The following is a 22112-nucleotide window of genomic DNA, read 5'->3' as shown; positions in this document are numbered from 1 at the left end:
CCCAAGCTGGGGAAGGGCCGGAAGGCGCAAATTATAGGGAGCCGCGGCGGTTTGCCGGGATTGCGCTGGGCTGAAAGTGGTTAGCAGGCACAAACCGCGCTATAATCTTGGGCTCTGCGGAATTCGCTGCGGAGACTCATTTCTAAGAGGTTTACATGTACGCGGTCATAAAAACCGGTGGCAAGCAGTATCGCGTTGCTTCCGGCGAGAAAATTAAAGTAGAACAGATTGCTGCGGACGTAGGCCAGGAAATCGTGATCGACCAGGTTCTGGCTGTCGGAAACGGCGCTGAAATCAAGGTTGGCACGCCCCTGGTGTCCGGCGCAACGGTGACAGTCACGGTACTGTCGCACGGCAAGCACGACAAGGTCCACATCTTCAAGATGCGCCGTCGCAAGCACTATCAGAAACGTCAAGGCCATCGCCAGCAGTTCACCGAACTGCAAATCGGCGCGATCGCCGGCTAAGGAGCAGATTCCATGGCACAGAAAAAAGGCGGCGGCTCAACGCGAAACGGGCGCGACTCCAAGCCCAAGATGCTCGGCGTGAAGGCTTTCGGCGGCGAACTGATCAGCGCAGGCTCGATCATCGTGCGCCAGCGCGGCACCCAGTTCCACCCCGGCGTGAACGTCGGCGTGGGCAAGGACCACACGCTGTTTGCCCTGGTCGACGGCCACGTGTCGTTCGGTACCAAGGGTGCACTCAACAAGCACACGGTCAACGTGACCCCCGCGGCGTAAGCCTCGAGTCACTTCGACCTGCCCGAGGCCCCGCATTGCCGGGGCTTCTTCATTTGTAAACTGGACATCCCATGAAGTTCGTCGACGAAGCCTTCATCGACATCGCCGCCGGCGATGGCGGCAACGGCTGCGTGTCGTTCCGTCATGAGAAGTACAAGGAATTCGGCGGCCCCAACGGCGGCGACGGCGGCCGCGGCGGCCACGTGTTCGCAGTGGCCGATTCGAACCTCAACACGCTGGTCGATTTCCGCTACTCGCGCCGCCACGAAGCCAAGCGCGGCGAGCACGGCATGGGCTCCGACATGTTCGGTGCCGCGGGCGACGACATCACGCTCAAGATGCCGGTCGGCACGATCATCTCCGATGTCGAAACCGGCGAGGTGCTGTTCGAGCTGTTGAAAGAGGGCGAAGTCATCACCATCGCCAAGGGCGGCGACGGTGGCTTCGGCAACATGCGCTTCAAGAGCGCCATCAACCGCGCGCCGCGTCAGAAGACGCCCGGCTGGCCTGGAGAAAAGCGCAGCGTCAAGCTGGAGCTGAAGGTGCTGGCAGACGTCGGCCTGCTCGGCATGCCGAATGCCGGCAAGTCGACGCTGATCAGTGCCATTTCCAATGCCCGCCCACGCATTGCCGACTACCCCTTCACCACGCTGCACCCGAACCTCGGTGTTGTGCGCGTCGGCCCGGAGCAGAGCTTCGTGGTGGCCGACCTTCCCGGCCTGATCGAAGGCGCATCCGAAGGTGCGGGCCTCGGCCATCTCTTCCTGCGCCACCTGCAACGCACGCGCCTGCTGCTGCATGTGATCGACATGGCGCCGTTCGACGACAACATCGACCCTGTCGCCCAGGCCAAGGCCATCGTCGGCGAGCTCAAGAAGTACGACGCTGCGCTCTACGAAAAGCCGCGCTGGCTCGTGCTCAACAAGCTCGACATGGTGCCGACCGAAGAACGCGCGGCGCGCGTCAAGGACGTCGTGAAGCGCCTGCGCTTCAAGGGGCCTGTGTTCGAAATCTCGGCGCTCACCCGCGAAGGCTGCGAACACCTGGTGCAGGCCATTTATCAGCAGGTCAAGGCACAGCAGGTGGCCGAGCACGCGCCGGTCGTCGTCGATCCGCGCTTCACGCCGTTGCCTTCCGAGGGCGCCTGAGCGGCGTTGCCGCATCGCCCCGCGGCCCTGCCAACAGATAGATAGATAGACAGCAATCCACGCAGCATTCAAGACCGTTACAACCCGAAAATGACCTCGAACTCCGGATCCACTGCCTTGCGGGATGCCCGCCGTATCGTCGTCAAGGTGGGTTCCAGCCTCGTGACCAACGAGGGGCGCGGTCTCGACGAGGCTGCCATCGGCGAGTGGTGCCGGCAACTGGCTGCACTGGTGCGCGAAGGGCGCGAGGTCGTGATGGTGTCGAGCGGGGCCATTGCCGAAGGCATGAAGCGCCTCGGCTGGCGCACCCGGCCGCACGAAATCAACGAGCTTCAGGCCGCTGCGGCCGTCGGACAGATGGGCCTGGCCCAGATGTACGAAACCAAGCTGCGCGAAAACGAAATCGGCAGCGCGCAGGTGCTGCTGACCCATGCCGACCTGGCCGATCGCGAGCGCTACCTCAATGCCCGTTCGACCCTGGTCACGCTGCTCAAGCTGGGTGTGGTGCCGGTCATCAACGAGAACGACACGGTCGTCAACGACGAGATCAAGTTCGGCGACAACGACACGCTCGGCGCACTCGTGGCCAACCTGGTAGAGGCCGATGCGCTGGTCATCCTCACAGATCAGAAGGGCCTGTACACGGCCGATCCGCGCAAGGACCCGGAAGCCAAGTTCGTGCACGAAGCCGCCGCGGGCGATCCGGCGCTCGAAGCGATGGCGGGTGGCGCAGGCTCCAGCATCGGCCGTGGCGGGATGATCACCAAAATCCTCGCGGCCAAGCGCGCCGCCGGCTCTGGCGCTTCCACGGTCATCGCCTGGGGCCGAGAGGCCGATGCCCTGCTGCGCCTGGCGCGGGGCGAGTCCATCGGCACGCTGCTGGTGGCGCAGACCGCCAAGCACCAGGCCCGCAAGCGCTGGATGGCCGACCACCTGCAACTGCGCGGCGCCGTCGTCGTCGATGCGGGTGCGGCAGCCAAGGTACGGGCCGAGGGCAAGAGCCTGCTGCCGATCGGCATGACCAGCGTTTCAGGCGAGTTTTCGCGCGGCGACGTGATCGCGGTGCGCGATGTCGACGGTGTCGAGCTGGCCCGGGGCCTTGCCAACTATTCGAGCGTGGAGGCGCGCCTGCTGTGCCGCAAGCCCTCGAGCGAGTTCGAGCGCCTGTTGGGCTATGTTGCGGAGCCCGAGATGGTCCACCGCGACAACATGGTGCTGATGCCCAGCTGATGATCCAAACAACAACGGGGCGCAAGGCCCCGTTGTTGTCTGGATTGACTACTGCACTTCCCGCACCGGGTTGCGTATGTTCTGCACCATTTCCCCGATCGAGGCGCGCGGCGCATTGCCGCGGCACAGGGCCTGGGTCGACAGCGCCCGGGTGTAGCTGGAGTTCAGGTCGTTCAGGCGTTTCCACTCCGGCTTTGCGACGTCTTGCCAGGCGCCGTTGTTGTAGCGCGCATAGCTCTTCATTTCCGCAGTGGAGCAGCGCACGCCCTCGTAGAAGGCGTTGACGGCGCTGCCAGTGCGGTTGCGCGCCACCACCACGTAGCGCACGATCCCGTCGCCAGTGATCGTGATCGTGTTCGGGTCGACGCCGAACTTCAGGCTCATGTAGGGCGGCATCTCGATCGGCAGCAGACGGCTTTCGCTGAAGGCCGGCGGCGGCGGCGTTGCCGTTTCTTCCCATTCCCTGTCCGTTTCGGACCGCTTCGGCGGCGGCGGGCTGCCGGCCTGCGCCCAATCGGGGTTGTCGGTGTCGTGCTGGCCCGAGGCGCAGCCCGCGAGGACGCCGAAGCAGATCAGAAGAAGGGCGCGTTCAGCGTTGCGTCGGAAGGAACGGCGCTTTGTTGTTGTGGACAGGAGGTTCATCGCTCGCAGAAGGAATGTCGGGATGCGGATCGAAACTGCCGCCGGGCGGCAGGTCCAGTCCGGGAGGCGCCCCGGCGTCTGGCGAATGGCGCTCGAATTCTCGGGCGCGCACGTTGCTGCGCAGGAAGCGGTTGCGGAAATCCTGCCTTGGCAGGTAGCGAGCAAGCTCGGTGAGCGCCATCTCGTAGACGCCGCGCTTGAACTCGACGACCACGTCGAGCGGCACCCAGTAGTCGTGCCAGCGCCAAGCATCGAACTCGGGATGGTCGGTGGCACGCAGGTTGAGATCCCAGTCGTGGCCGACGAGTTGCAGCAAATACCAGATTTGTTTCTGGCCCTTGTAGTGGCCCCGTGCGTCACGGCGGATGAACCGATCCGGCACCTCGTAGCGCAACCAGTCGCGGGTACGGGCCACGATGCGCACGTGCTCCGGATGGAGCCCCACTTCCTCGTGCAGTTCCCGGAACATGGCTTGCTCGGGACTTTCGCCGCGGTCGATGCCGCCTTGCGGAAACTGCCAGGAATGCGTGCGTATGCGTTTGCCCCAGAAAACCTGGTTTCTCTGGTTGAGCAGGATGATGCCGACGTTGGGCCTGAAGCCGTCCCGGTCGAGCATAATCAAACCCCAATTTTTGAACTGAGTCGATTATGCATGCCGGGTTGCCCTCGGCAAGCTGCCGATGCCAGGCTCTCAGGGTCTCTCCGGGGGAGCAGTCCCCCACTTCCCATTTTCGAATCCAGCGAATCCATCACACCGATCCCGATGAAAGCTTCCCGATTTTTTGTCTCCACCCTCAAGGAAGCGCCCGCTGACGCAGAGGTCGCGAGCCACCGGCTCATGATGCGGGCCGGCATGATCAAGAAGCTCGGCACGGGCATCTACACCTACATGCCCATGGGGCTGCGCGTGATCCGCAAGGTCGAAGCCATCGTGCGCGAAGAGATGAACCGCGCCGGCGCCGTCGAGATGACGATGCCCGTGGTGCAGCCGGCCGAGTTCTGGCAGGAGACCGGCCGCTTCGAGAAGATGGGCCCCGAGTTGCTGCGCATCAAGGACCGGCACGACCGCGACTACGTGATCCAGCCGACCAGCGAAGAGGTCGTGACCGACATCGCGCGCCAGGAAATCCGTAGCTACAAGCAGCTGCCGAAGAATTTCTACCAGATCCAGACCAAGTTCCGCGACGAGCGCCGTCCGCGCTTCGGCCTGATGCGTGGGCGCGAATTCATCATGAAGGACGCCTACAGCTTCGACCGCGACCTCGACGCGGCCAAGGCCAGCTACCAGACCATGGCGCAGGCCTACCGCAACATCTTCGACCGATTCGGCCTGCGCTACCGCGCCGTGGCGGCCGACAGCGGCGCCATCGGCGGCGACCTGAGCGAAGAATTCCAGGTGATCGCCGCGACCGGCGAAGACGCCATCGTCTACTGCCCCGACAGCGAATACGCCGCCAACATGGAAAAGGCCGAGGCGCTGGCCCCGGCCGGCCCGCGCCCCGCGGCAGCCAAGCCGCTCCAGAAAACGCCGACCCCCGGCAAGAGCACCTGCGCCGACGTGGCCGAACTGCTCGGCGTGCCGCTCTCGACCACCATCAAGTCGCTGGTGCTTGCCACCGATATCGTCGATGAGGCCGGCAATCCGAAGGGCTCGCAGGTCTGGCTGCTGCTGCTGCGCGGCGACCACGACATGAACGAGATCAAGGTCAGCAAGCTGCCCGGCCTGAACCAGGGCTTCCGCTTCGCAACCCTCGCTGAGATCGAGGACCACTTCGGCTGCAAGCCCGGCTACCTGGGCCCGCTGAACCTCAAGAAGCCCGTCAAGCTCGTGGCTGACCGCGAAGCTGCCGTCATGGCCGACTGGATCACCGGCGCCAACGAAGTCGACTTCCACATGACCGGCGTCAACTGGGGTCGCGACCTGCCCGAGCCCGACCTGATCGCCGACATCCGCAACGTGGTCGCGGGCGACGCTTCGCCCGACGGCAAGGGCGTGCTGGCCATCGAGCGCGGCATCGAAGTCGGCCACGTGTTCGTGCTGGGCACCAAGTACAGCAAGGACATGAACGCCACCTACCTCGACGAAGGCGGCAAGCCGCAATTCCTCGAAATGGGTTGCTACGGCATCGGCATCACCCGCCTGCCGGCCGCCGCCATCGAACAGAACCACGACGAGCGCGGCATCATCTGGCCCGACGCGCTGGCCCCGTTCACGGTGGTGGTCTGCCCGATCGGCATGGACCGCAGCCCCGAGGTCAAGGTGGCGGCCGAAGCGCTCTACGAAGAGCTGCTTGCCAAGGGCGTCGACGTGCTGCTCGACGACCGCGGCGAGCGCCCCGGCGCGATGTTCGCCGACTGGGAGCTGATCGGCGTGCCGCACCGCGTGGTCATCTCGGATCGCGGTCTCAAGGAAGGTCAGCTCGAATACCAGGGCCGGCGCGACACCGCGGCCACCAAGGTGCCTGCAGCCGGCATCGCCGACTTCATCACCGGCAAGCTCGCGAAATGAGCCTCGAGGGCGGCCTCTCGCGACGCCAGTGCCTGGGCGGCGCCGTGACGGCGGGGGCCCTCGCAATGCTGTCGCTGCCGCAGACCGCCCTGGCCGGTGCGCAGATCGAAGAGCCGCTGATCGACTCGGTGCGCACCGCACTGAGCTCCGCCATCCACAACAAGGCGCCGCCGGTGCCCCAGTTTGCGAACACCGAAGCCCGCCTGGCCTACCTGCGCTGGCTCGGCGAGATGAGCGAACGCCTCAAGAAGAAGATCGCCGACGCGCCCTCGCGCATCGAGTTTTTGCAGACCGCCTGGTACGAAGCCAAGCGCTCGGGGCTCGAGGTGAGCCTGGTGCTCGGGCTGGTGCAGGTCGAGAGCAATTTCCGCAAGTTCGCGGTGTCGAGTGCCGGCGCGCGCGGCTACATGCAGGTCATGCCGTTCTGGACGCGCGTGATCGGCGACAGCGATTCGGCCAAGCTCTTCCACATGCAGACCAACCTGCGCTTCGGCTGCGTGATCTTGCGCCACTACCTCGACCGCGAGAACGGCGACCTGTACATGACGCTGGGTCGCTACAACGGCAGCCGCGGCAAGTCGCCTTACCCGAACGCGGTGTTCGCCAACCAGCGGCTCTGGGTGTTCAACGACAAGGAGCGCGAGAAGGAAAAGGACAAGGACAAGGACCGGTCGGCGGCCTGAGCCCGCCAGCCAGTCCGCTCCAGTCCGGTCAGCTCGCCGGCGCCTTGGCGGTGCCCGAACCCTTCGTGACCATCACCTGGTCGATGCGGTAGCTGTCCACGTCCATCACCTCGAAGGTGTAGCCGCCCCAGGTCACGTTGTCGGTGCGCTTGGGCACCCGGCGCAGCATCACCATCAGGAAGCCCGCGAGCGTTTCGTACTCCTCGGCATGCGGCAGTTCGTCGATGTGCAGCGCGCGTTGCACGTCTTGAATGGGCGTGATGCCGTCGATGAGCCACGAGTTTTCGTCGCGCTGCACGATCTGCTCTTCGTCGGGCATCGACACCAGGTCGCCCATCACCGTGCTCATCACGTCGTTGAGCGTGATCACCCCCACCACCAGGCTGTATTCGTTGACGATGATCGCGAAGTCTTCATGCGCCTGCTGGAATTGCTCGAGCACTTCAGTGAGCGAGAGCCGGTCGGGAATGACCAGCGCCTTGTGCAGCGGCAGGCCCTGGTCGAAGGCCAGTGGCTGGCCGCTGAGCACGCGCTGGAACATGTCCTTGGCGTCCACATAGCCCAGCACGTGGTCGATGTCGCCGTCGCACACCGGGTACGCCGAGAAGGGCTCGGCCACGATGCGCGCGCGCAGCACCGACTCGGGGTCGTCGTGCAGGAACCAGGCGATGCTGTCGCGCGCGGTCATCACGCTGCTCACCAGGCGTGTTTCCAGCTCGAACACGTTGGCGATCACCTGCTGCTCGCGCACCGCGAGCACGCCGGCCCGCGCGCCGGCCTCGGTCATCGCGAGGATGTCGGCCGAGGTGATCTTGTCGTCGCGCACCATCGGCATGCCGAGCAGCTTGAACAGCAGGTCGGTGCAGCGCGTGAAGAACCACACCAGCGGCTTGAAGGTGGTGATCAGCAACTGCATGGGCCCGACCATGCGCACCGCCAGTTGCTCGGGGTTGCTCATGCCCAGCCGTTTGGGAAACAGGTCGGCGAACACCAGGAACACCGCGATGATGATGATGAACGAGCAGAGGAAGGCCGCGCTGGCCGAAGCCTCGACGCTCAGCCACTTCTCGAAGAAGACCGCGAAATACGGGCTGAGCGAGCCCTCGCCCACGACGCCGCCAAGAATCGCCACTGCGTTGAGCCCAATCTGCACCACGGTGAAGTAGTGGCCGGGCTGCTCCTGCACGCGCAGCACTTTCTCTGCCCGAGGGTCGCCTTCGTCGGCCATCTGGCGCAAACGCAGGCGGCGCGAGGCAGCCAAGGTGATTTCGGCAAGGGAGAAGAAGGCGCTCAGCGCAATCAGCAGCGCGATGATGAGCAGGCTTTGGGTCAGGGTCATGGTGGCACGTCGAAGACGGCCACCATGGTGCCATGACTCGGCACCGGAAAAACGCTCAGACCCCGCCGTGGGGGTGAGTCGGGTCGACCCAGAGCACCGATTCAGGTTTTTCCACGGGCTCGATGTCGAGGTTCACCGCCACTGCCTCGCCGTCGCTGCGGCACAGCACGCATTCGAGCGTTTCGGTCGCGCTGGCGTTGATCTCCTGGTGCGGCACGAAGGGCGGCACATAGATGAAGTCGCCCGGCCCGGCCTCGGCCGTGAACTCCAGCTTCTCGCCCCAGCGCATGCGGGCCCGGCCGCGCACGACGTAGATCACCGATTCGAGGTGCCCGTGGTGATGGGCGCCGGTCTTGGCATCGGCGTGGATGGTCACGGTGCCGGCCCAGAGCTTCTGTGCGCCCACGCGGGCGAAGTTGATGGCGGCCGCCCGGTTCATGCCGGGCGTCTGCGCGGTGTTGACGTCGAGCTGGTTGGCCCCGATCACCCGCACGCCGTCGTGCTTCCAGGCCGGGGCGCCTTCGCCTTCATCGCCGTCATGCGAATGGCCGTGATCCGCGTCGTGATCGTGGCTCATGACCGGCTTCGTTGGTTCAGGCGGCAGCGCCGTTCACCACTTGCTGCAGTTCGCCCGATTCGTACATCTCCATCATGATGTCCGAGCCGCCGATGAACTCGCCCTTCACGTAGAGCTGAGGGATCGTGGGCCAGTTGCTGTATTCCTTGATGCCCTGGCGGATGCCGTCGTCTTCGAGCACGTTGACGGTCTTGAGCGTCTTGGTGTCGACGCCGACCGCCTTCAGGATCTGGATCGCGCGGCCAGAGAAGCCGCACATCGGAAAGCTTGCATTGCCCTTCATGAAGAGCACGAGGTCGTTGGTCTTGACGAGGTCGTCGATGCGTTGCTGGGCGTCGGACATGGGGACTCCTGAAAAAATAGGCTGGGGGGATTATTTCACCGTGCGCCAGATTCCGCCGGAACAGCGCTGGATGCCGGCGAGGTCGTCGCGGCTTTGCACTTCGGCGAAACCGCGCGCGGCGAGCAGTTGGCGCACTGCGGCGGCCTGGTCATGGCCGTGTTCGAGCAGAAGCCAGCCGCCCTCCGCGAGGTGGGCGGGGGCGTTCTGCACGATCTGGCGGATGTCGTCGAGACCGTCGGCGCCTGCAACCAGCGCGGAAGAAGGCTCGTGGCGCAGCGCGGGCAGATGCGGGTCGCTGGCGGCGATGTACGGCGGATTGCTGGCGATGACCGTGTAGCCGTTGCCGGCACCGTCGAGCCAGTTTGCCTGGGCGAAGCGTACGGGCAGGTCGAGGCGTCGGGCGTTGGCCTGGGCGACCGTAAGTGCATCGGCGCTGGCGTCGACCGCGTCGACCTGTGCATCGGGGCGGGCGTGCTGCAGGGCCAGCGCAATTGCGCCGCTGCCCGTGCCGAGGTCGAGCGCGCGCGGAGCGGCATGGCCTTCGAGGCACTGCAGCGCCCATTCGACCAGCGTTTCCGTGTCGGGCCGCGGCACGAGCACGCGGGCATCGACCTGCAGGTTGAGGCCATGGAATTCCTTCTCGCCCAGCAGATAGGCGACCGGCTCGCCGGTGCGGCGCCGCGACAGCTGCGCGGCCAGCGCGGACCACGCCGAATTAGGCATCGCGTCGGTGTCGTGCGCCAGCAGCCAGGCCCGATCGTGCGGCGCGCGGCCCAGCGCGTGCAGCAGCAGCAGCTGGGCGTCGAACCGGTCGATGCCCAGGGCGACAGCCGCGGTCAGTGCTTGCGCCACGGTCGACGGCAACGGGTTCTCGGTGGTGGTCATCACGCCGGCAGGCTCGATTCGAGCTCGGCCAGCTGCTCGGCCTCGCGTGCGGCGCGCAATGCGTCGAGCACGTCGCCGAGGTCGCCTTCCATGATGGCGAGCAGCTTGTAGAGCGTGAGGTTGATGCGGTGGTCGGTCAGGCGCCCCTGTGGAAAGTTGTAGGTGCGGATGCGGTCCGAGCGGTCGCCGCTGCCGATCAGCCCCTTGCGCATTGCCGCGTCCTTGGCGGCGCGTTCGCTGCGCTCCTTTTCCTGGATGCGCGCCGACAGCACCTGCAGCGCCTTGGCCTTGTTGCGATGCTGGCTGCGGTCGTCCTGGCACTCGGCCACGATGCCGGTCGGGATGTGCGTGATGCGCACGGCCGAGTCGGTCTTGTTGATGTGCTGCCCGCCGGCGCCGCTAGCGCGGTAGGTGTCGATGCGCAGGTCGGCCGGGTTGATCTGCACGGCCACGGTCTCGTCGGGCTCGGCCAGCACGGCAACCGTGCAGGCGCTGGTGTGGATGCGGCCCTGTGTCTCGGTGGCGGGCACCCGCTGCACGCGATGGCCGCCCGATTCGAAGCGCAGGTGACCGAACACGTCGTCGCCCACGATGCGGATCACCACTTCCTTGTAGCCGCCGAGCTCGCTCTCGCTTTCGCTCACCACCTCGCAGCGCCAGCCGGCACGCTCGCAATAGCGTGTGTACATGCGCAGCAGATCGCCCGCGAACAGAGCGGATTCGTCGCCGCCCGTGCCCGCGCGGATTTCGAGGAAGGCATTGCGCGCGTCATCGGGGTCCTTGGGCAGCAGCAGGCGCTGCAGTTCTTCTTCGAGCTGCACCAGCTCGGCTTCGGCGCCTGCGATTTCTTCCTTCGCCATCTCGGCCATGTCGGGGTCGTCGAGCATCTCCCTGGCGCCTGCGATGTCGGCCTCGCGCTGGCGGTAGCGCTCGTAGCGGCCGGCGATCTGCGTGACCTCGGCATGCTCGCGAGAGATGGTGCGGTACTGCGCCATGTCGCTCATGATGTCTTCGCGCGAGAGCAGGAAGTCGAGCTCGCCCAGGCGCTGGGCGTAGCGTTCGAGTTGATGGCGCAGAAAGGATTTCACGGGGGAAAGAGGCTCGAAAAAAGGGAGGGTGCTGCCGTGCGAGGGCAGGGCGCATTAAGAAGATCGCGGCCGGTCGGGCCAGGCGATGACGAGCGTCGCTAACGCTCTTTGCGCAGGAACAGACGCGAGATCGTCTGCGCCGTCTGCTCGCGCGAGGCGGCATCGCCCGCGTGTAGCTCGGCCATGGCACCGTGCATCATCTTCTGCGTGAGCCCGCGCGACATGGCTTCGAGCACCGCATCGACCGATTCGCCCTTGGCCAGCAGCTTGCGCGCACGGGCCATTTCGGCGGCGCGCCACTCGTCGGCCTGTGCGTTGAGCTGCTGGATCAGCGGCACGGTGCCGCGTTGGCCGAGCCAGTGCATGAAGCTCTGCACGCCGGCATCGATGATCACTTCGGCCTGTGCCACCGCTGCCTGGCGGTTGGCCTGGCCCTGTTGCACGACCTGGGCGAGGTCGTCGACGGTGTAGAGATAAATATCTTCGAGCGCCTTCACTTCGGGCTCGATGTCGCGCGGCACGGCCAGGTCGACCATGAACATCGGGCGGTGCTTGCGCGCCTTGAGCGCCCGCTCGACGGCGCCCAGGCCGATGATCGGCAGCGTGCTCGCGGTGCAGCTCACCACGATGTCGAACTCGGCGAGCCGCGAGGGAAGGTCGGCCAGCCGCATTGCCTCGCCGCCGAAGCGCGAGGCCAGCTTCTCGCCGCGTTCGAGCGTGCGGTTGGCAATGGCGATCGACTTGGGCTCCTTGGCCGCGAAGTGCGTGGCCGCAAGGTCGATCATTTCGCCAGCGCCGACGAACAGCACGCGCGTTTGATGCAAATCTTCGAAGAGTTGCCCGGCCAGCCGGACCGCCGCGGCGGCCATGCTGATGGAGTGCGCGCCGATCTCGGTGGCGGTGCGGACCTCCTTGGCGACGGCAAAGGAGCGCTGGAACAGCTGGTTCAGCGTGCTGCCGAGCGCGCCGGCCGTCTCGGCTGCGCGCACGGCGTCTTTCATCTGGCCGAGGATCTGCGCTTCTCCCAGCACCATCGAATCGAGCCCGCTGGCCACGCGGAAGGCATGGCGCGCGGCTTCGTCGTCATGCAGGGTGTAGGCATGCGAGCGCAGCAGGGCGGGGGCCACGCCGCCGCTGGCCGCCAGCCAGCCGAAGGTGTGGTCGAGCGCGGCGTGTTCCGAGGCGCAATAGATCTCGGTGCGGTTGCAGGTGGAGATGATCGCGGCCTCGACCTGAGGGTGGCGGCCGGAGGCAAAGGAACTGCGCAGGCTCTGCAGCGTGGGGGCTATCTGGTCGAGCGCGAACGCGAAACGACCGCGCAGATCGAGCGGCGCGGTCGTGTGGTTCAAGCCGAGAGCCCAGACTGACATGGCCGTGATTATAAAATCAGCAGCCGCACGAGGCTTGCGGAAGGACAAATGGCTTTCCCTATGACAGCCATAACCTTCCGCGCATGTTCCGGCACGTGCGTAACCCCTCCCGATGGACCTGCTGGCCCTCCTGAACCACCTGCTTAATTTTGTAGCACCCGCGGCTTTCCTGGCCCTGGTGCTGGCCTTTGTCGGGCGGTTCCTGGGCGGAAGCTGCGCCGGCGTTCCGCGCTGGTGGGTGCAGTGGGCGCTGACCTTTGCGGCCGGCGTGGGGGTGTTGGTGGTGGGCCTTGCCGTGTTCGGGCGCGACGGAGCGATGGTGACCTATGCCGCGCTCGTGGTGGTTTGCGGCACTGTCCAGTGGCTGGCGATGCGCGGCTGGCGCCGCTGACAACCAGTCAGCCGAGCCGGCGGATCATGTAGACCGACTCGCCGGGATAGGTGGCGAGACGGGCCTGCTGCCCGGTGCCGGCGGGCTGCGTGGCCGCATAGCCTTGGCGCAGCCAGAAACCCACCGAGGATTGCACCGACACCAGCGTCGAATGTCGCCAGCCGGCCTGTGCCGCGTGGGTCCAGGCATGGCGTACCAGCAGGGGGCCCAGCCCCAGGCCCGAGGCGTCCGGATGCACCGCCAGGTCGTGCAGGTACAGCGAATCGGGCTGTTCTGCTACTTCGAACTCCCCGTGCAGCGGAGTGAGCTTGCCGGCCACTGACGGATACCCCGCCAGATAGGCCCGCACACCGCCTTTATGCTCGGCCACCCAGCCCGTACGCGGCGCGGCCGCGAGCCGCCGGGCGATCAGCGCGCCGTCCTCCACGAACCCCGCGCCATAGCAGGCGAGCTGGATCGCGAGCACAGCGTCGAGATCGGCGGCGCGCATGCCGCGCGCGAATGGGGCATCCGACACCATCAGGCCAGCAGCAGCTTGTCGTCGTCCAGCTTCTCGCCGCGTGTCTGCTCGAACATGCGCAGCAGGTCGGGCACGTCGAGTCCCGAGCGCTCCGATCCGGCCACGTCGAGGATCACCTGGCCCTCGTGCAGCATCACCGTGCGCGAACCGTAGTCCAGCGCCTGGCGCATGCTGTGCGTCACCATCATCGCGGTGAGCTGGCTGCCTTCGACGATCCTGGCGGTCAGCTCCAGCACGAAGGCGGCAGTCTTCGGGTCGAGCGCGGCCGTGTGCTCGTCCAGCAGCAGGATGCGCGAGGGCTTCAGCGATGCCATCAGCAGGCTCACCGCCTGCCGCTGCCCGCCCGAGAGCAGGCCGATGCGGTCGGCCAGCCGGTTCTCCAGCCCCAGCTTCAGGATCGACAGCTTCTCGCGGAACAGCTCGCGCAGGTTGCGGTTCAGCGCAAAGCCGAAGGCCCGGCGCTCGCCGCGCTTCCAGGCGAGCGCCATGTTCTCCTCGATGGTCAGCGCCTCGCAGGTGCCGGCCATCGGGTCCTGGAACACGCGGGCCACCATGCCCGAGCGCTGCCAGGCGTTCAGGCGGGTCACGTCCTTGCCGTCGATCTCGATGCTGCCCTTGTCGACGATCAAGTCGCCGCTCACCGCATTCAGAAAGGTCGACTTGCCCGCGCCGTTCGAGCCGATCACGGTGACGAACTGGCCGGTCGGAATCTCCAGGTTGAGCCCGCGCAGCACGCGGTTCTCGATCGGCGTGCCCGGGTTGAAGGTCATTTCGAGTTGTTGGGCGCGCAGCATCAGTTCTTCCCCTTGAAAAGCCCGCCCAGCTTGCGCTTGTAGGCTGGCACCAGCAGCGCGAACGCCACCAGCACGGCAGTCACCAGGTTCAGGTCTTGCGCCTGCAAGCCCATGAAGTCGGTGTTCAGCGCCATCGCGATGAAAAAGCGATACAGCAGCGCACCGAGCACGCAGGCCAGCGTGGTGATGACCATGCTTCGCGCGGGCAGCAGCGTCTCGCCGATGATCACCGCGGCCAGGCCGATCACGATCGTGCCCACGCCCATCGAGATGTCGGCCGTGCCCTGGCTCTGCGCGAAGAGCGCGCCGGCCAGCGCCACCAGCGCGTTCGACAGCGCCAGGCCCGCCATGGTGTGGAAGTCGGTGGAAATGCCCTGGGCCCGCGCCATGCGCGCATTGCCGCCGGTGGCGCGCATCGCGAGCCCCGCTTCCGAGGCGAAGAACATGTCGACCAGGACCTTCGCGACGATCACGATCAGCAGCAGCAACAGCGGCTTGGCCCACTGCTCGGGCATGCCGCCGAAGTCGACCATGCTGAACACGGTCGGCTCGGTGATGAGCGCCACGTTGGGCTTGCCCATCACGCGCAGGTTGATGGAGTACAGCGCGATCATCACCAGGATGCTCGCGAGCAACTGCATGATCTTCAGCTTCACGTTGAGCCAGGCTGTGACCCAGCCCGAGGCGGCGCCGGCCACGCAGGCCACCGCGGTGGCGGCCACCGGGTTCCAGCCCGCGACGATCAGCGTCGCGGCCACGGCGGCGCCGAGCGGAAAGCTGCCGTCCACCGTGAGGTCGGGAAAGTTGATGATGCGAAACGACATGAAGACGCCCAGCGCGACCAGTCCGAATATCAGACCGATCTCGATGGCGCCCAGCGAAGCGATGAGCGACATGAGAGAAAAAGGCTCGCGTGCTTACTTCGTGCTCACGACCTTGGCGGTCTTCAGCAGCGATTCGGACAGCGTCACACCCTGCAGCTTGGCCGCGCCGGGGTTCACCACCAGCTCGAAGTTGGTGCTGGTCTGCGAGGCGATGGTGCCGGGCTTTTCACCCTTGAGGATGCGCACCACGATCTTGCCGGTCTGGCGGCCGATGTCGCTGTAGTTCAGGCCCAGTGCCGCAACGGCGCCGCGCTCCACGGTGGCCGTGTCGGCCGCCACCACCGGCAGCTTGGCCTGCTGCGCCACCTTCACGATGCCTTCGAAGGCCGAGACCACGTTGTTGTCGGTGGGCGTGTAGATCACGTCGGCCTTGCCGACCAGGCTCTGGGCGGCGGTCGGCACGTCCACCGTGCGGGCGGCGGCGGCTTCGACCACGGTCATGCCGGCGTCGGCTGCGGCCTTCTTCAGCGAGGCGACGATGGCCACCGAGTTGGCTTCGCCGGGGCTGTAGATCACGCCGATGCGCTTGGCGTTCGGCACCACCTGCTTGATGAGGCCGACGTGCTTTTCGAGCGGCGACAGGTCCGACACGCCCGTCACGTTGGTGCCCGAGGGCTCCCAGTTCTTCACCAGCTTGGCGGCCACCGGGTCGGTGATTGCCGAATACACCACCGGAATCGTCTTGGTGGCGGCCACCACGGCCTGCGCCGATGGCGTGGCAATGGCGACGATCGCGTCGGGCGCATCGCCCACGTACTTGCGGGCGATCTGGGCGGCGGTGCCTACGTTGCCCTGCGCGCTCTGGTAGCTGAACTTGAGGTTCTTGCCTTCTTCGTAGCCGGCCGCCTTTAGCTCGGCCTTCACGCCGTCGCGCACGGCGTCCAGCGCCGGGTGCTCGACGATGGCGGTCACGGCCACCGACTTGGTGTCGGCCGCGAACGAAGGCGCGGCGGCCAGCATGCCGAGGGCCAGGGCCACTGCGCTGAAGGGTGTGCGAAGCAAAGCGTTTTTCACGGGAAGGGTCTCCGGGTGGGGGATGTGGATGCGTCTGAAGCCGCCGGCGGGCGCCGGTGGCGGGGATTTCAGCGGCCCTGGATCGCGGCATGCGTCCCGGGCGCCTCGGAGTCTAGATCGTACTTTGCACAATTAAGGTGCATGAACGGCTCGGGCTTACCCCGCTTTGCGCCATAAAATTGCATGAATTTGGTGCATTGGGAGAAGAAATTGCATGACATCGCACTGGACCGGATCGACCGGAAGATTCTTGAGCACCTGCAGGTGCATGGCCGTGCATCCAATCTCGAACTGGCCGAGGTGGCCAATCTCTCGCCGGCGCAATGCCTGCGGCGCCACCGGCGGCTGGAAGAACTGGGGCTCATCAACGGCTACGCGGCGCGCCTGAACGCGCGCCACATCGGGCTGGGCGTGATCGCCTTCATCCACGTGACCATGGCGCGCGGCCATGTCGACGAACTGCCCAAGTTCCAGGACCTGATCGCCGACCTGAAGCAGATCCTGGAGTGCTATTCGGTGACAGGCGACTTCGACTACGTGCTCAAAGTCGTCGCGCAAGACCTGGAGGCGCTCTCGCAGTTCCTGATGCACACGCTGATGCACATGCCCGGCGTGTCGGCGGTGCGTTCGAGCGTGTGCCTCAACGAGATCAAGTTCACCACGGCGCTGCCGCTGGAGTGACTGCTGAAGAGCCTCAGCTCGGCATGCCCGGAATCGGCGAGGCGGGCGACGAAGGTACGGAGGGCGTCGCGAGCGCCTCCGGCGCGGTAGCCGTCATCACCATCGTCGGCACGGCCAGTGGTAGTGAAGCCTTCTTCAGCTCGTCGAGGATCACGAACAGCAGGTCGCTGCGCACGCCGCCCGCGAGCCGGGGGCTCGCCACATAGGCGATCGCCTGGAAAATCAGCAGCCCGTTCTCGATGCCCTCGAGCGTGAGCGACGGCGCCGGGGTTTCCAGCACGCCTTCGTGCGCCTTGCAGGCCGCGAGGATCAGATCGCGCACGCGCTGCGCGTCGGTGGTCAGCGGCATCGGCAGGCGGATCAGCACGCGGCCCTCGGCGTTGGCCAGCGTCATGTTGCGCACGGTCTTGGTGATGAACTCCGAGTTCGGCACGATCAGCGTCGAGCGGTCGCCCAGCTGGATTTCGGTGGCGCGCACGTTGATGCGCCGCACGTCGCCCTCCGCCGTGCCCAGCACCACCCAGTCGCCCACCTTCACCGGCTGCTCGGCCAGCAGGATCAGCCCCGAGATGAAGTTCTGCACGATCGCCTGCAGGCCGAAGCCGATACCCACCGACAGCGCGCTCGCCACCCACGCGATGCGCTCGATGCCGATGCCCAGTGCGGAAAGCGCGAACGCCACCACCAGGATGCCGCCCACGTAGCCCAGCAGCGTGGTGATGGAGCTCTGCATGCCCGGCTCGAACTTCGTGTTCGGCAGGTAGGCTCGTTCGAGCCAGCGCTTGAAGATCCGCAGCACGACGAAGCCCACCACCGCCACCGCGATCGCGCTCAGGATCGCGCCCGGCACCAGCTGGAACTCGCCCACCTTCACGCCGGTGCCGAACTTGCCGCTGCGCTGGAACACCTCGCCCGGCCCCGTGCCCAGTGGCGCGGCCAGCGCTATCAACATGTAGAAGAACAGCGCCACCCGGCTCAGTGCCGACAGCACCGTGGCGACCTGGTCCAGCGTCTGCGGCGCGAGGTTGAAGCTCTTTTGCAGTCGCTGGCCGAAGGCGGCACGCGACGACACCGTGGCCATGAACACGTCGTCCGCGAACTTGAACAGCACGTAGAAGGCGGCAGCCACGATGCCGCTCCAGGTGAGCTGCGAGGCCAGGAAGCTCGCCAGCGCCACGTAGCCGACGGCCACCAGCACCCAGATCGCGATCATCAGCGCGCCGATCAGCGCTACCAGCAGGCCGACCCACATCGGCCGTTCGGGCAGGCCGGCCTCGGCTGCATCGGCGCGCAGCGGCTTCACGACATAGAGCACCGTGGCGACCAGCGCCGTCAGCACCAGCGCCGTGAGCACGTGCGTGGCCACCACGGCGGCGAAGCTCGCGTCGATCAGCGCGTTGACCTCCGCCGGAGTCCATGCCAGCGCGGCCACCAGCGCCACCAGCCAGGGCAGGGCGGCGAGCCGCGTGGCCATGGCGTCGGGAATCGGTGGCAGGCGCCACGAGGGCCGGCGCGTGGCCAGCAGCCCGCGGCCCAGCCCGATCACGAAGGCCATGAACACCAGCGCCTGCGCCGTCGAATTGAGCACCTTGCGCGCCTGCGGCTCCCAGGTGGCGAATTGTTTCAGCACCTCGACGAAGCCGTGCGCGGCCACGGCCACGAGCAGCACATGGCTCGCGACGATGCCGATCACCAGCACCGAGCGCCGCAGCCGCCCCGCCGGCAGGACGCGCGCAGCCAGCCGGGTGAGCAGGACTTCGGCCGCCCAGTTGCCGAACACCGCGAGCAGCAGCGCCCCGACCAGGGCCGCGATCACCTGCAGGCGCGTTTCGGGTTGCGTCGCGGCCACCAGGCCATCGTTCACCGAGGACACCATCGCCTTCAGCCGTGCCTTGTCGTCGGGCCAGGCCTCGCGCAGGTCGTTCCAGAACTCGGCGGTCAGCGGCGAGGCCGCGCGCTCGGTGAGCTGCGCCTCGAACAGCGCCCGGCGCTGCGTGACCAGTTCGGTGCCGCGCTGCCGTACGTCGACCGACAGCAGGCGCGCAAGGCGGATGTCGGCGTCGAGTGCGTTGCGCTCCTTGGTCAGGCGCGCGCGCTGGCGGGTGATGTCGGGGTCTTCGGTGGCGCCCGCGGCGGGCGGGTTGCCGAGCTCGCCGAGCCGGGCGTTCAGGTCGGCAAGCTCGCCGGTGCGCGCGGTGACGAACTTGTCGGCCTGGGTGCCGATGTCGTTGATCTGCGCGAGCAGCTTGCGCGCGTCCTCGTCGGTCTCGGCGGCGGTGCTGAGCTTGGTGAACTGCTCGCGCAGTTCGGCCACTGTGGGGGCGGGGGCTGCTGCAGCCGCGGCAGCACTGTTGGCGTTGCCGCCGAGGTCTGGCTGCGCCGAGGCGACGCCGCACATGCACAGGGCTGCGAAGCAGAAGCTCGCGAAGCGTAGGGTCCAACTCATGGCCGCATCATAGAAGCCGCCATTTCGTAAGGGCCGGTAAGAAGTAAGTGCGTAGGTGCGGCCTCAGCCGCGCAGCTTCAGCCGACGGGACTGAACAGGTCCACCCTGTCGGTGATGATGCCGTCGGTGCCCAGGTCGATCAGCCGCTGCGCAGCCCACTCGTCGTTCACCGTGTAGCTCAGTGCGCGCAGGCCTGCGCCGTGCACTTGCGCCACCACCGCCGCGTCCCACAGCGCGTGGTTGCAGACGATGGCCACGCAGCCCAGCTGCTGCGCGGCTTCGAGCCAGCCGTTCCACAGCGTATCGAGCAGCAGGCCGCGCGGCAACTCGGGCTGCACCGCCTGCGCGCCTTTCAGCGATTCGACCTGGAAGGACGTGAGCAGCGGCGGCACGGCCGCGCCCTGCCACAGGCGGGCTGCTTCGCGCGCGACCACTTCACCGGTTTCGCGCTCGACGCCGGGCGTCGGCTTGATCTCTATGTTGAGCAGGTGCCCGTTGGCCAGGCAGAAGCGCGCGATGTTCTCCAGCGTGGGCAGCGGCTCGCCCGCGTAGGCGCGCGAATGCCAGCCGCCCGCGTCGAGCTGCGCCAGCTCTCTCCAGGGCTGCGCGCCGCCGATGCCGTGGCCGCTGGTGGTGCGGCCGAGCGTGGCGTCGTGCATGAGGAAGACCACGCCGTCGGCGCTGAGCTTGGCGTCGCACTCGAACATGCGGTAGCCATGGGCAGCGCCGAGCTTGAAGGCCGCAAGCGTGTTTTCGGGTGCCAGCTTGCCGGCGCCGCGATGCGCGACCCAGCGGGGATACGGCCAGGGTGTCGACAAGGCCATCGTTCAGTCTGCGCGCTTGCCCGAACCGGCGTCGAACCAGTGCAGCTTGTCTTCGCGCGCCGCAATCTTCACCGTGTCGCCCGCGACCGGCGGATGGTCGCCTGCGTCGGTGCGCATGATGATCTGCTCTTCACCGATGTGGCCGTACACGAGACGCTCGGCGCCCAGCAGTTCGACCTGCTCGACCTGCACCGTCCAGCCGCTTTCGTCGAGCTTCATGTGCTCGGGGCGAATGCCCAGGATCTGGCCCGGGCGCACGCCCGGCGCGTGCCGCAGCAGGTTCATCGGCGGCGAGCCGATGAAGCTGGCCACGAAGGTGGTGGCGGGGCGGTTGTACACCTCTTCGGGCGTGGCGAACTGGTCCATCACGCCGCCGTTCATCACGATGATGCGTTGCGCCAGCGTCATCGCCTCGACCTGATCGTGCGTGACGAACAGCGAGGTGATGCCGAGCTCGCGGTGCAGCTTCTGGATTTCGAGGCGCGTCTGCGCGCGCAGCTTGGCGTCGAGGTTCGACAGCGGCTCGTCGAACAGGAACACCTGCGGCTGGCGCACGATGGCGCGGCCCATGGCCACGCGCTGGCGCTGGCCGCCGGAGAGCTCGCGCGGCTTGCGCTCCAGCAGGTGGCCGAGTTCGAGGATCTTCGCGGCCTTGTCGACGCGCACCTTGATCTCGTCGACCGGCACCTTGGCGATCTTCAGGCCATAGGCCATGTTCGCGAACACGCTCATGTGCGGGTACAGCGCGTAGTTCTGGAACACCATGGCGATGTCGCGCTCGGAGGGTTCGAGCTCGTTCACCACCCTGCTGCCGATGGCGATCTCTCCGGCCGAGACTTCCTCCAGGCCGGCCACCATGCGCAGCAGCGTGGACTTGCCGCAGCCCGAGGGCCCGACGATGACGATGAATTCGCGGTCGGCGATTTCGGCGCTCACGCCGTGGATGACCTGGTTGGCTTTCGGCCCGTGGCCGTAGCGCTTGATGACGTTGCGAAGGGAAAGTGCAGCCATGTTCTTCTCGATTGCGGCCTCTATCGCGAGGCACTGTTATTTCCAGAACCACCGCGGAACCGGTTTTGCCGGGCCGCTGGTGGTGCCCCCGGTAGGGGGTTGGCGAAGCGACACGAAGTGCGCGCAGCCTGGGGGCGAGCCTATTTCTCTGTATCAACAAGGCCCTTGACGAACCACTTTTGCATCAGCACCACCACCAGTGCGGGCGGCAGCATGGCGAGGATGGCGGTGGCCATCACGACATTCCATTCGTTCTGGCCGTCGCCGCCGGCAATCAGCCGCTTGATGCCCACGACGATGGGGTACATGTCCTCATTGGTGACCGCCAGCAGCGGCCAGAGGTACTGGTTCCAGCCGTAGATGAACTGGATCACGAACAGCGCGGCAATCGAGGTCTTCGACAGCGGCAGCAGCACGTCGAAGAAGAAGCGCATCGGACCGGCGCCATCCATGCGCGAGGCCTCGGTGAGCTCCTCGGGCACGGTCAGGAAGAACTGGCGGAACAGGAAAGTGGCCGTGGCCGACGCGATCAGCGGCACCGTGAGGCCGGCGTACGAATTCAGCAGGCTCAGGTCCGACAGCACCTTGTAGGTGGGCAGGATGCGCACTTCCACGGGCAGCATCAGCGTCACGAAGATGGCCCAGAAGCAGATCTTCTTGAACGGAAAGCGGAAGTAGACGATGGCGAAGGCCGACAGCAGCGAGATCGAGATCTTGCCGATGGCAATGACCATGGCCGTCACCAGGCTCACCCACATCATGTGCGCGACCGGCGCGTTCGATCCGGCACTGGTGGCGCGGCCGAAGAGCGCGGCCTTGTAGCTGTCCAGCATGTGGCTGCCTGGAAGCAGCGGCATGGGCCTCTGCACGATTTCTTGCGCGGTGTGGGTGGACGCCACGAACGCAAGGTAGATGGGGAAGGCGACGATGATGACCCCGAGGATCATCACCACGTGGGCCAGGATGCCCTGGGTGCTTCGTTTTTCAACCATG

Annotated in this window: 24 protein-coding genes; 8 read left to right on the top strand and 16 right to left on the bottom strand. The window is 66.4% G+C overall.

Going from position 1 to position 22112, the window contains the following annotated elements:
- Positions 1-155 precede the first annotated feature (155 nt).
- The 4 genes from rplU to proB all read left to right on the top strand — a co-directional run bounded on the left by rplU (position 156) and on the right by proB (position 3118).
- Positions 156-467, top strand: coding sequence for a 50S ribosomal protein L21 (rplU, locus tag ACSFCA_RS07670; protein ID WP_007833243.1), 312 nt, complete (start codon positions 156-158; stop codon positions 465-467).
- Positions 468-479: 12 nt separating this feature from the next.
- On the top strand, positions 480-740 hold the full coding sequence (gene rpmA / locus ACSFCA_RS07665) for a 50S ribosomal protein L27 (protein ID WP_093057448.1): 261 nt from the start codon (positions 480-482) through the stop codon (positions 738-740).
- A 71-nt stretch (positions 741-811) separates the two neighbouring features.
- Complete coding sequence (gene cgtA / locus ACSFCA_RS07660) at positions 812-1888, top strand: Obg family GTPase CgtA (protein WP_435459348.1); 1077 nt, start codon at positions 812-814, stop codon at positions 1886-1888.
- A 90-nt stretch (positions 1889-1978) separates the two neighbouring features.
- Positions 1979-3118 (top strand): glutamate 5-kinase, encoded by a 1140-nt coding sequence (proB, locus tag ACSFCA_RS07655; protein WP_258353228.1) that lies wholly within the window; start codon positions 1979-1981, stop codon positions 3116-3118.
- Between the two features lie 48 nt (positions 3119-3166).
- On the opposite strand, the gene ACSFCA_RS07650 is transcribed toward proB, so the two are convergent.
- Together ACSFCA_RS07650 and ACSFCA_RS07645 are read right to left on the bottom strand one after the other, a co-directional pair.
- A complete protein-coding gene (locus ACSFCA_RS07650) occupies positions 3167-3760 on the bottom strand; it encodes a CNP1-like family protein (protein ID WP_258353229.1) in 594 nt (197 codons plus the stop codon).
- Positions 3708-4376, bottom strand: coding sequence for an RNA pyrophosphohydrolase (locus ACSFCA_RS07645; protein WP_093057451.1), 669 nt, complete (start codon positions 4374-4376; stop codon positions 3708-3710). The genes ACSFCA_RS07650 and ACSFCA_RS07645 overlap by 53 nt, the downstream gene beginning before the upstream one ends.
- Positions 4377-4523: 147 nt before the next feature.
- Between ACSFCA_RS07645 and ACSFCA_RS07640 the strand changes: the two genes are divergently transcribed.
- Together ACSFCA_RS07640 and ACSFCA_RS07635 are read left to right on the top strand one after the other, a co-directional pair.
- Entirely contained in the window at positions 4524-6269 is a 1746-nt protein-coding gene (locus ACSFCA_RS07640) for a proline--tRNA ligase (protein WP_258353230.1), read from the top strand.
- Positions 6266-6952, top strand: a complete 687-nt coding sequence (locus tag ACSFCA_RS07635; protein ID WP_258353231.1) for a lytic transglycosylase domain-containing protein — start codon at positions 6266-6268, stop codon at positions 6950-6952. Before ACSFCA_RS07640 ends, ACSFCA_RS07635 begins: the two co-directional genes overlap by 4 nt.
- A 28-nt stretch (positions 6953-6980) precedes the next feature.
- Here ACSFCA_RS07635 and paeA read toward each other — a convergent pair whose 3' ends face one another.
- The 6 genes from paeA to hemA form a co-directional block, all read right to left on the bottom strand.
- A complete protein-coding gene (paeA, locus tag ACSFCA_RS07630) occupies positions 6981-8291 on the bottom strand; it encodes a polyamine export protein PaeA (protein ID WP_258353232.1) in 1311 nt (436 codons plus the stop codon).
- A 55-nt stretch (positions 8292-8346) separates the two neighbouring features.
- The gene (locus tag ACSFCA_RS07625) at positions 8347-8868 is read right to left on the bottom strand and encodes a cupin domain-containing protein (protein ID WP_435459349.1); all 522 of its coding nucleotides are present in this window, start codon (positions 8866-8868) and stop codon (positions 8347-8349) included.
- Positions 8869-8884: 16 nt separating this feature from the next.
- Positions 8885-9211: a Grx4 family monothiol glutaredoxin gene (gene grxD, locus ACSFCA_RS07620; protein WP_093057456.1), complete on the bottom strand. Its 327-nt coding sequence runs from the start codon at positions 9209-9211 to the stop codon at positions 8885-8887.
- A gap of 30 nt (positions 9212-9241) precedes the next feature.
- Positions 9242-10096, bottom strand: coding sequence for a peptide chain release factor N(5)-glutamine methyltransferase (gene prmC, locus ACSFCA_RS07615; RefSeq protein WP_435459350.1), 855 nt, complete (start codon positions 10094-10096; stop codon positions 9242-9244).
- A complete protein-coding gene (gene prfA / locus ACSFCA_RS07610; protein WP_258353234.1) occupies positions 10096-11184 on the bottom strand; it encodes a peptide chain release factor 1 in 1089 nt (362 codons plus the stop codon). Before prfA ends, prmC begins: the two co-directional genes overlap by 1 nt.
- A 98-nt stretch (positions 11185-11282) precedes the next feature.
- Positions 11283-12554: a glutamyl-tRNA reductase gene (hemA, locus tag ACSFCA_RS07605; RefSeq protein ID WP_307616273.1), complete on the bottom strand. Its 1272-nt coding sequence runs from the start codon at positions 12552-12554 to the stop codon at positions 11283-11285.
- A gap of 112 nt (positions 12555-12666) precedes the next feature.
- Here hemA and ACSFCA_RS07600 point away from each other — a divergent pair, with 112 nt between their 5' ends.
- On the top strand, positions 12667-12945 hold the full coding sequence (locus ACSFCA_RS07600; RefSeq protein WP_435459351.1) for a hypothetical protein: 279 nt from the start codon (positions 12667-12669) through the stop codon (positions 12943-12945).
- A gap of 7 nt (positions 12946-12952) precedes the next feature.
- Here ACSFCA_RS07600 and ACSFCA_RS07595 read toward each other — a convergent pair whose 3' ends face one another.
- The 4 genes from ACSFCA_RS07595 to ACSFCA_RS07580 are packed head-to-tail and all read right to left on the bottom strand — an operon-like array spanning position 12953 to position 16103.
- The gene (locus ACSFCA_RS07595; RefSeq protein WP_435459352.1) at positions 12953-13465 is read right to left on the bottom strand and encodes a GNAT family N-acetyltransferase; all 513 of its coding nucleotides are present in this window, start codon (positions 13463-13465) and stop codon (positions 12953-12955) included.
- Positions 13465-14259 (bottom strand): ABC transporter ATP-binding protein, encoded by a 795-nt coding sequence (locus tag ACSFCA_RS07590; RefSeq protein WP_435459353.1) that lies wholly within the window; start codon positions 14257-14259, stop codon positions 13465-13467. The genes ACSFCA_RS07595 and ACSFCA_RS07590 overlap by 1 nt, the downstream gene beginning before the upstream one ends.
- On the bottom strand, positions 14259-15155 hold the full coding sequence (locus tag ACSFCA_RS07585) for an ABC transporter permease (RefSeq protein WP_435459354.1): 897 nt from the start codon (positions 15153-15155) through the stop codon (positions 14259-14261). The genes ACSFCA_RS07590 and ACSFCA_RS07585 overlap by 1 nt, the downstream gene beginning before the upstream one ends.
- Before the next feature lie 21 nt (positions 15156-15176).
- Positions 15177-16103, bottom strand: coding sequence for an ABC transporter substrate-binding protein (locus tag ACSFCA_RS07580; protein ID WP_258355241.1), 927 nt, complete (start codon positions 16101-16103; stop codon positions 15177-15179).
- 237 nt (positions 16104-16340) lie between these two features.
- On the opposite strand from ACSFCA_RS07580, the gene ACSFCA_RS07575 reads away from it, so the two are divergent.
- Entirely contained in the window at positions 16341-16838 is a 498-nt protein-coding gene (locus ACSFCA_RS07575; protein ID WP_258353240.1) for an Lrp/AsnC family transcriptional regulator, read from the top strand.
- 13 nt (positions 16839-16851) lie between these two features.
- On the opposite strand, the gene ACSFCA_RS07570 is transcribed toward ACSFCA_RS07575, so the two are convergent.
- From ACSFCA_RS07570 to ugpE, 4 genes are all read right to left on the bottom strand, one after another.
- Positions 16852-19284 carry a DUF3772 domain-containing protein gene (locus ACSFCA_RS07570; protein WP_435459355.1) on the bottom strand — a complete coding sequence of 811 codons (2433 nt, stop codon included), beginning with the start codon at positions 19282-19284 and terminating at the stop codon, positions 16852-16854.
- 77 nt (positions 19285-19361) lie between these two features.
- Positions 19362-20108, bottom strand: coding sequence for a glycerophosphodiester phosphodiesterase (gene ugpQ, locus ACSFCA_RS07565; RefSeq protein ID WP_435459356.1), 747 nt, complete (start codon positions 20106-20108; stop codon positions 19362-19364).
- Between the two features lie 3 nt (positions 20109-20111).
- Positions 20112-21119, bottom strand: coding sequence for a sn-glycerol-3-phosphate ABC transporter ATP-binding protein UgpC (gene ugpC / locus ACSFCA_RS07560; RefSeq protein ID WP_435459357.1), 1008 nt, complete (start codon positions 21117-21119; stop codon positions 20112-20114).
- Between the two features lie 140 nt (positions 21120-21259).
- Positions 21260-22111, bottom strand: a complete 852-nt coding sequence (gene ugpE, locus ACSFCA_RS07555) for a sn-glycerol-3-phosphate ABC transporter permease UgpE (protein ID WP_093057467.1) — start codon at positions 22109-22111, stop codon at positions 21260-21262.
- Position 22112: the final 1 nt, after the last annotated feature.

The sequence above is a fragment of the Variovorax multivorans genome (assembly GCF_051216835.1).
GTDB lineage: Bacteria > Pseudomonadota > Gammaproteobacteria > Burkholderiales > Burkholderiaceae_C > Variovorax.
The sequence above is the reverse complement of the archived record's forward strand: the minus strand, read 5'-3'. Positions and strand labels throughout refer to the sequence as shown.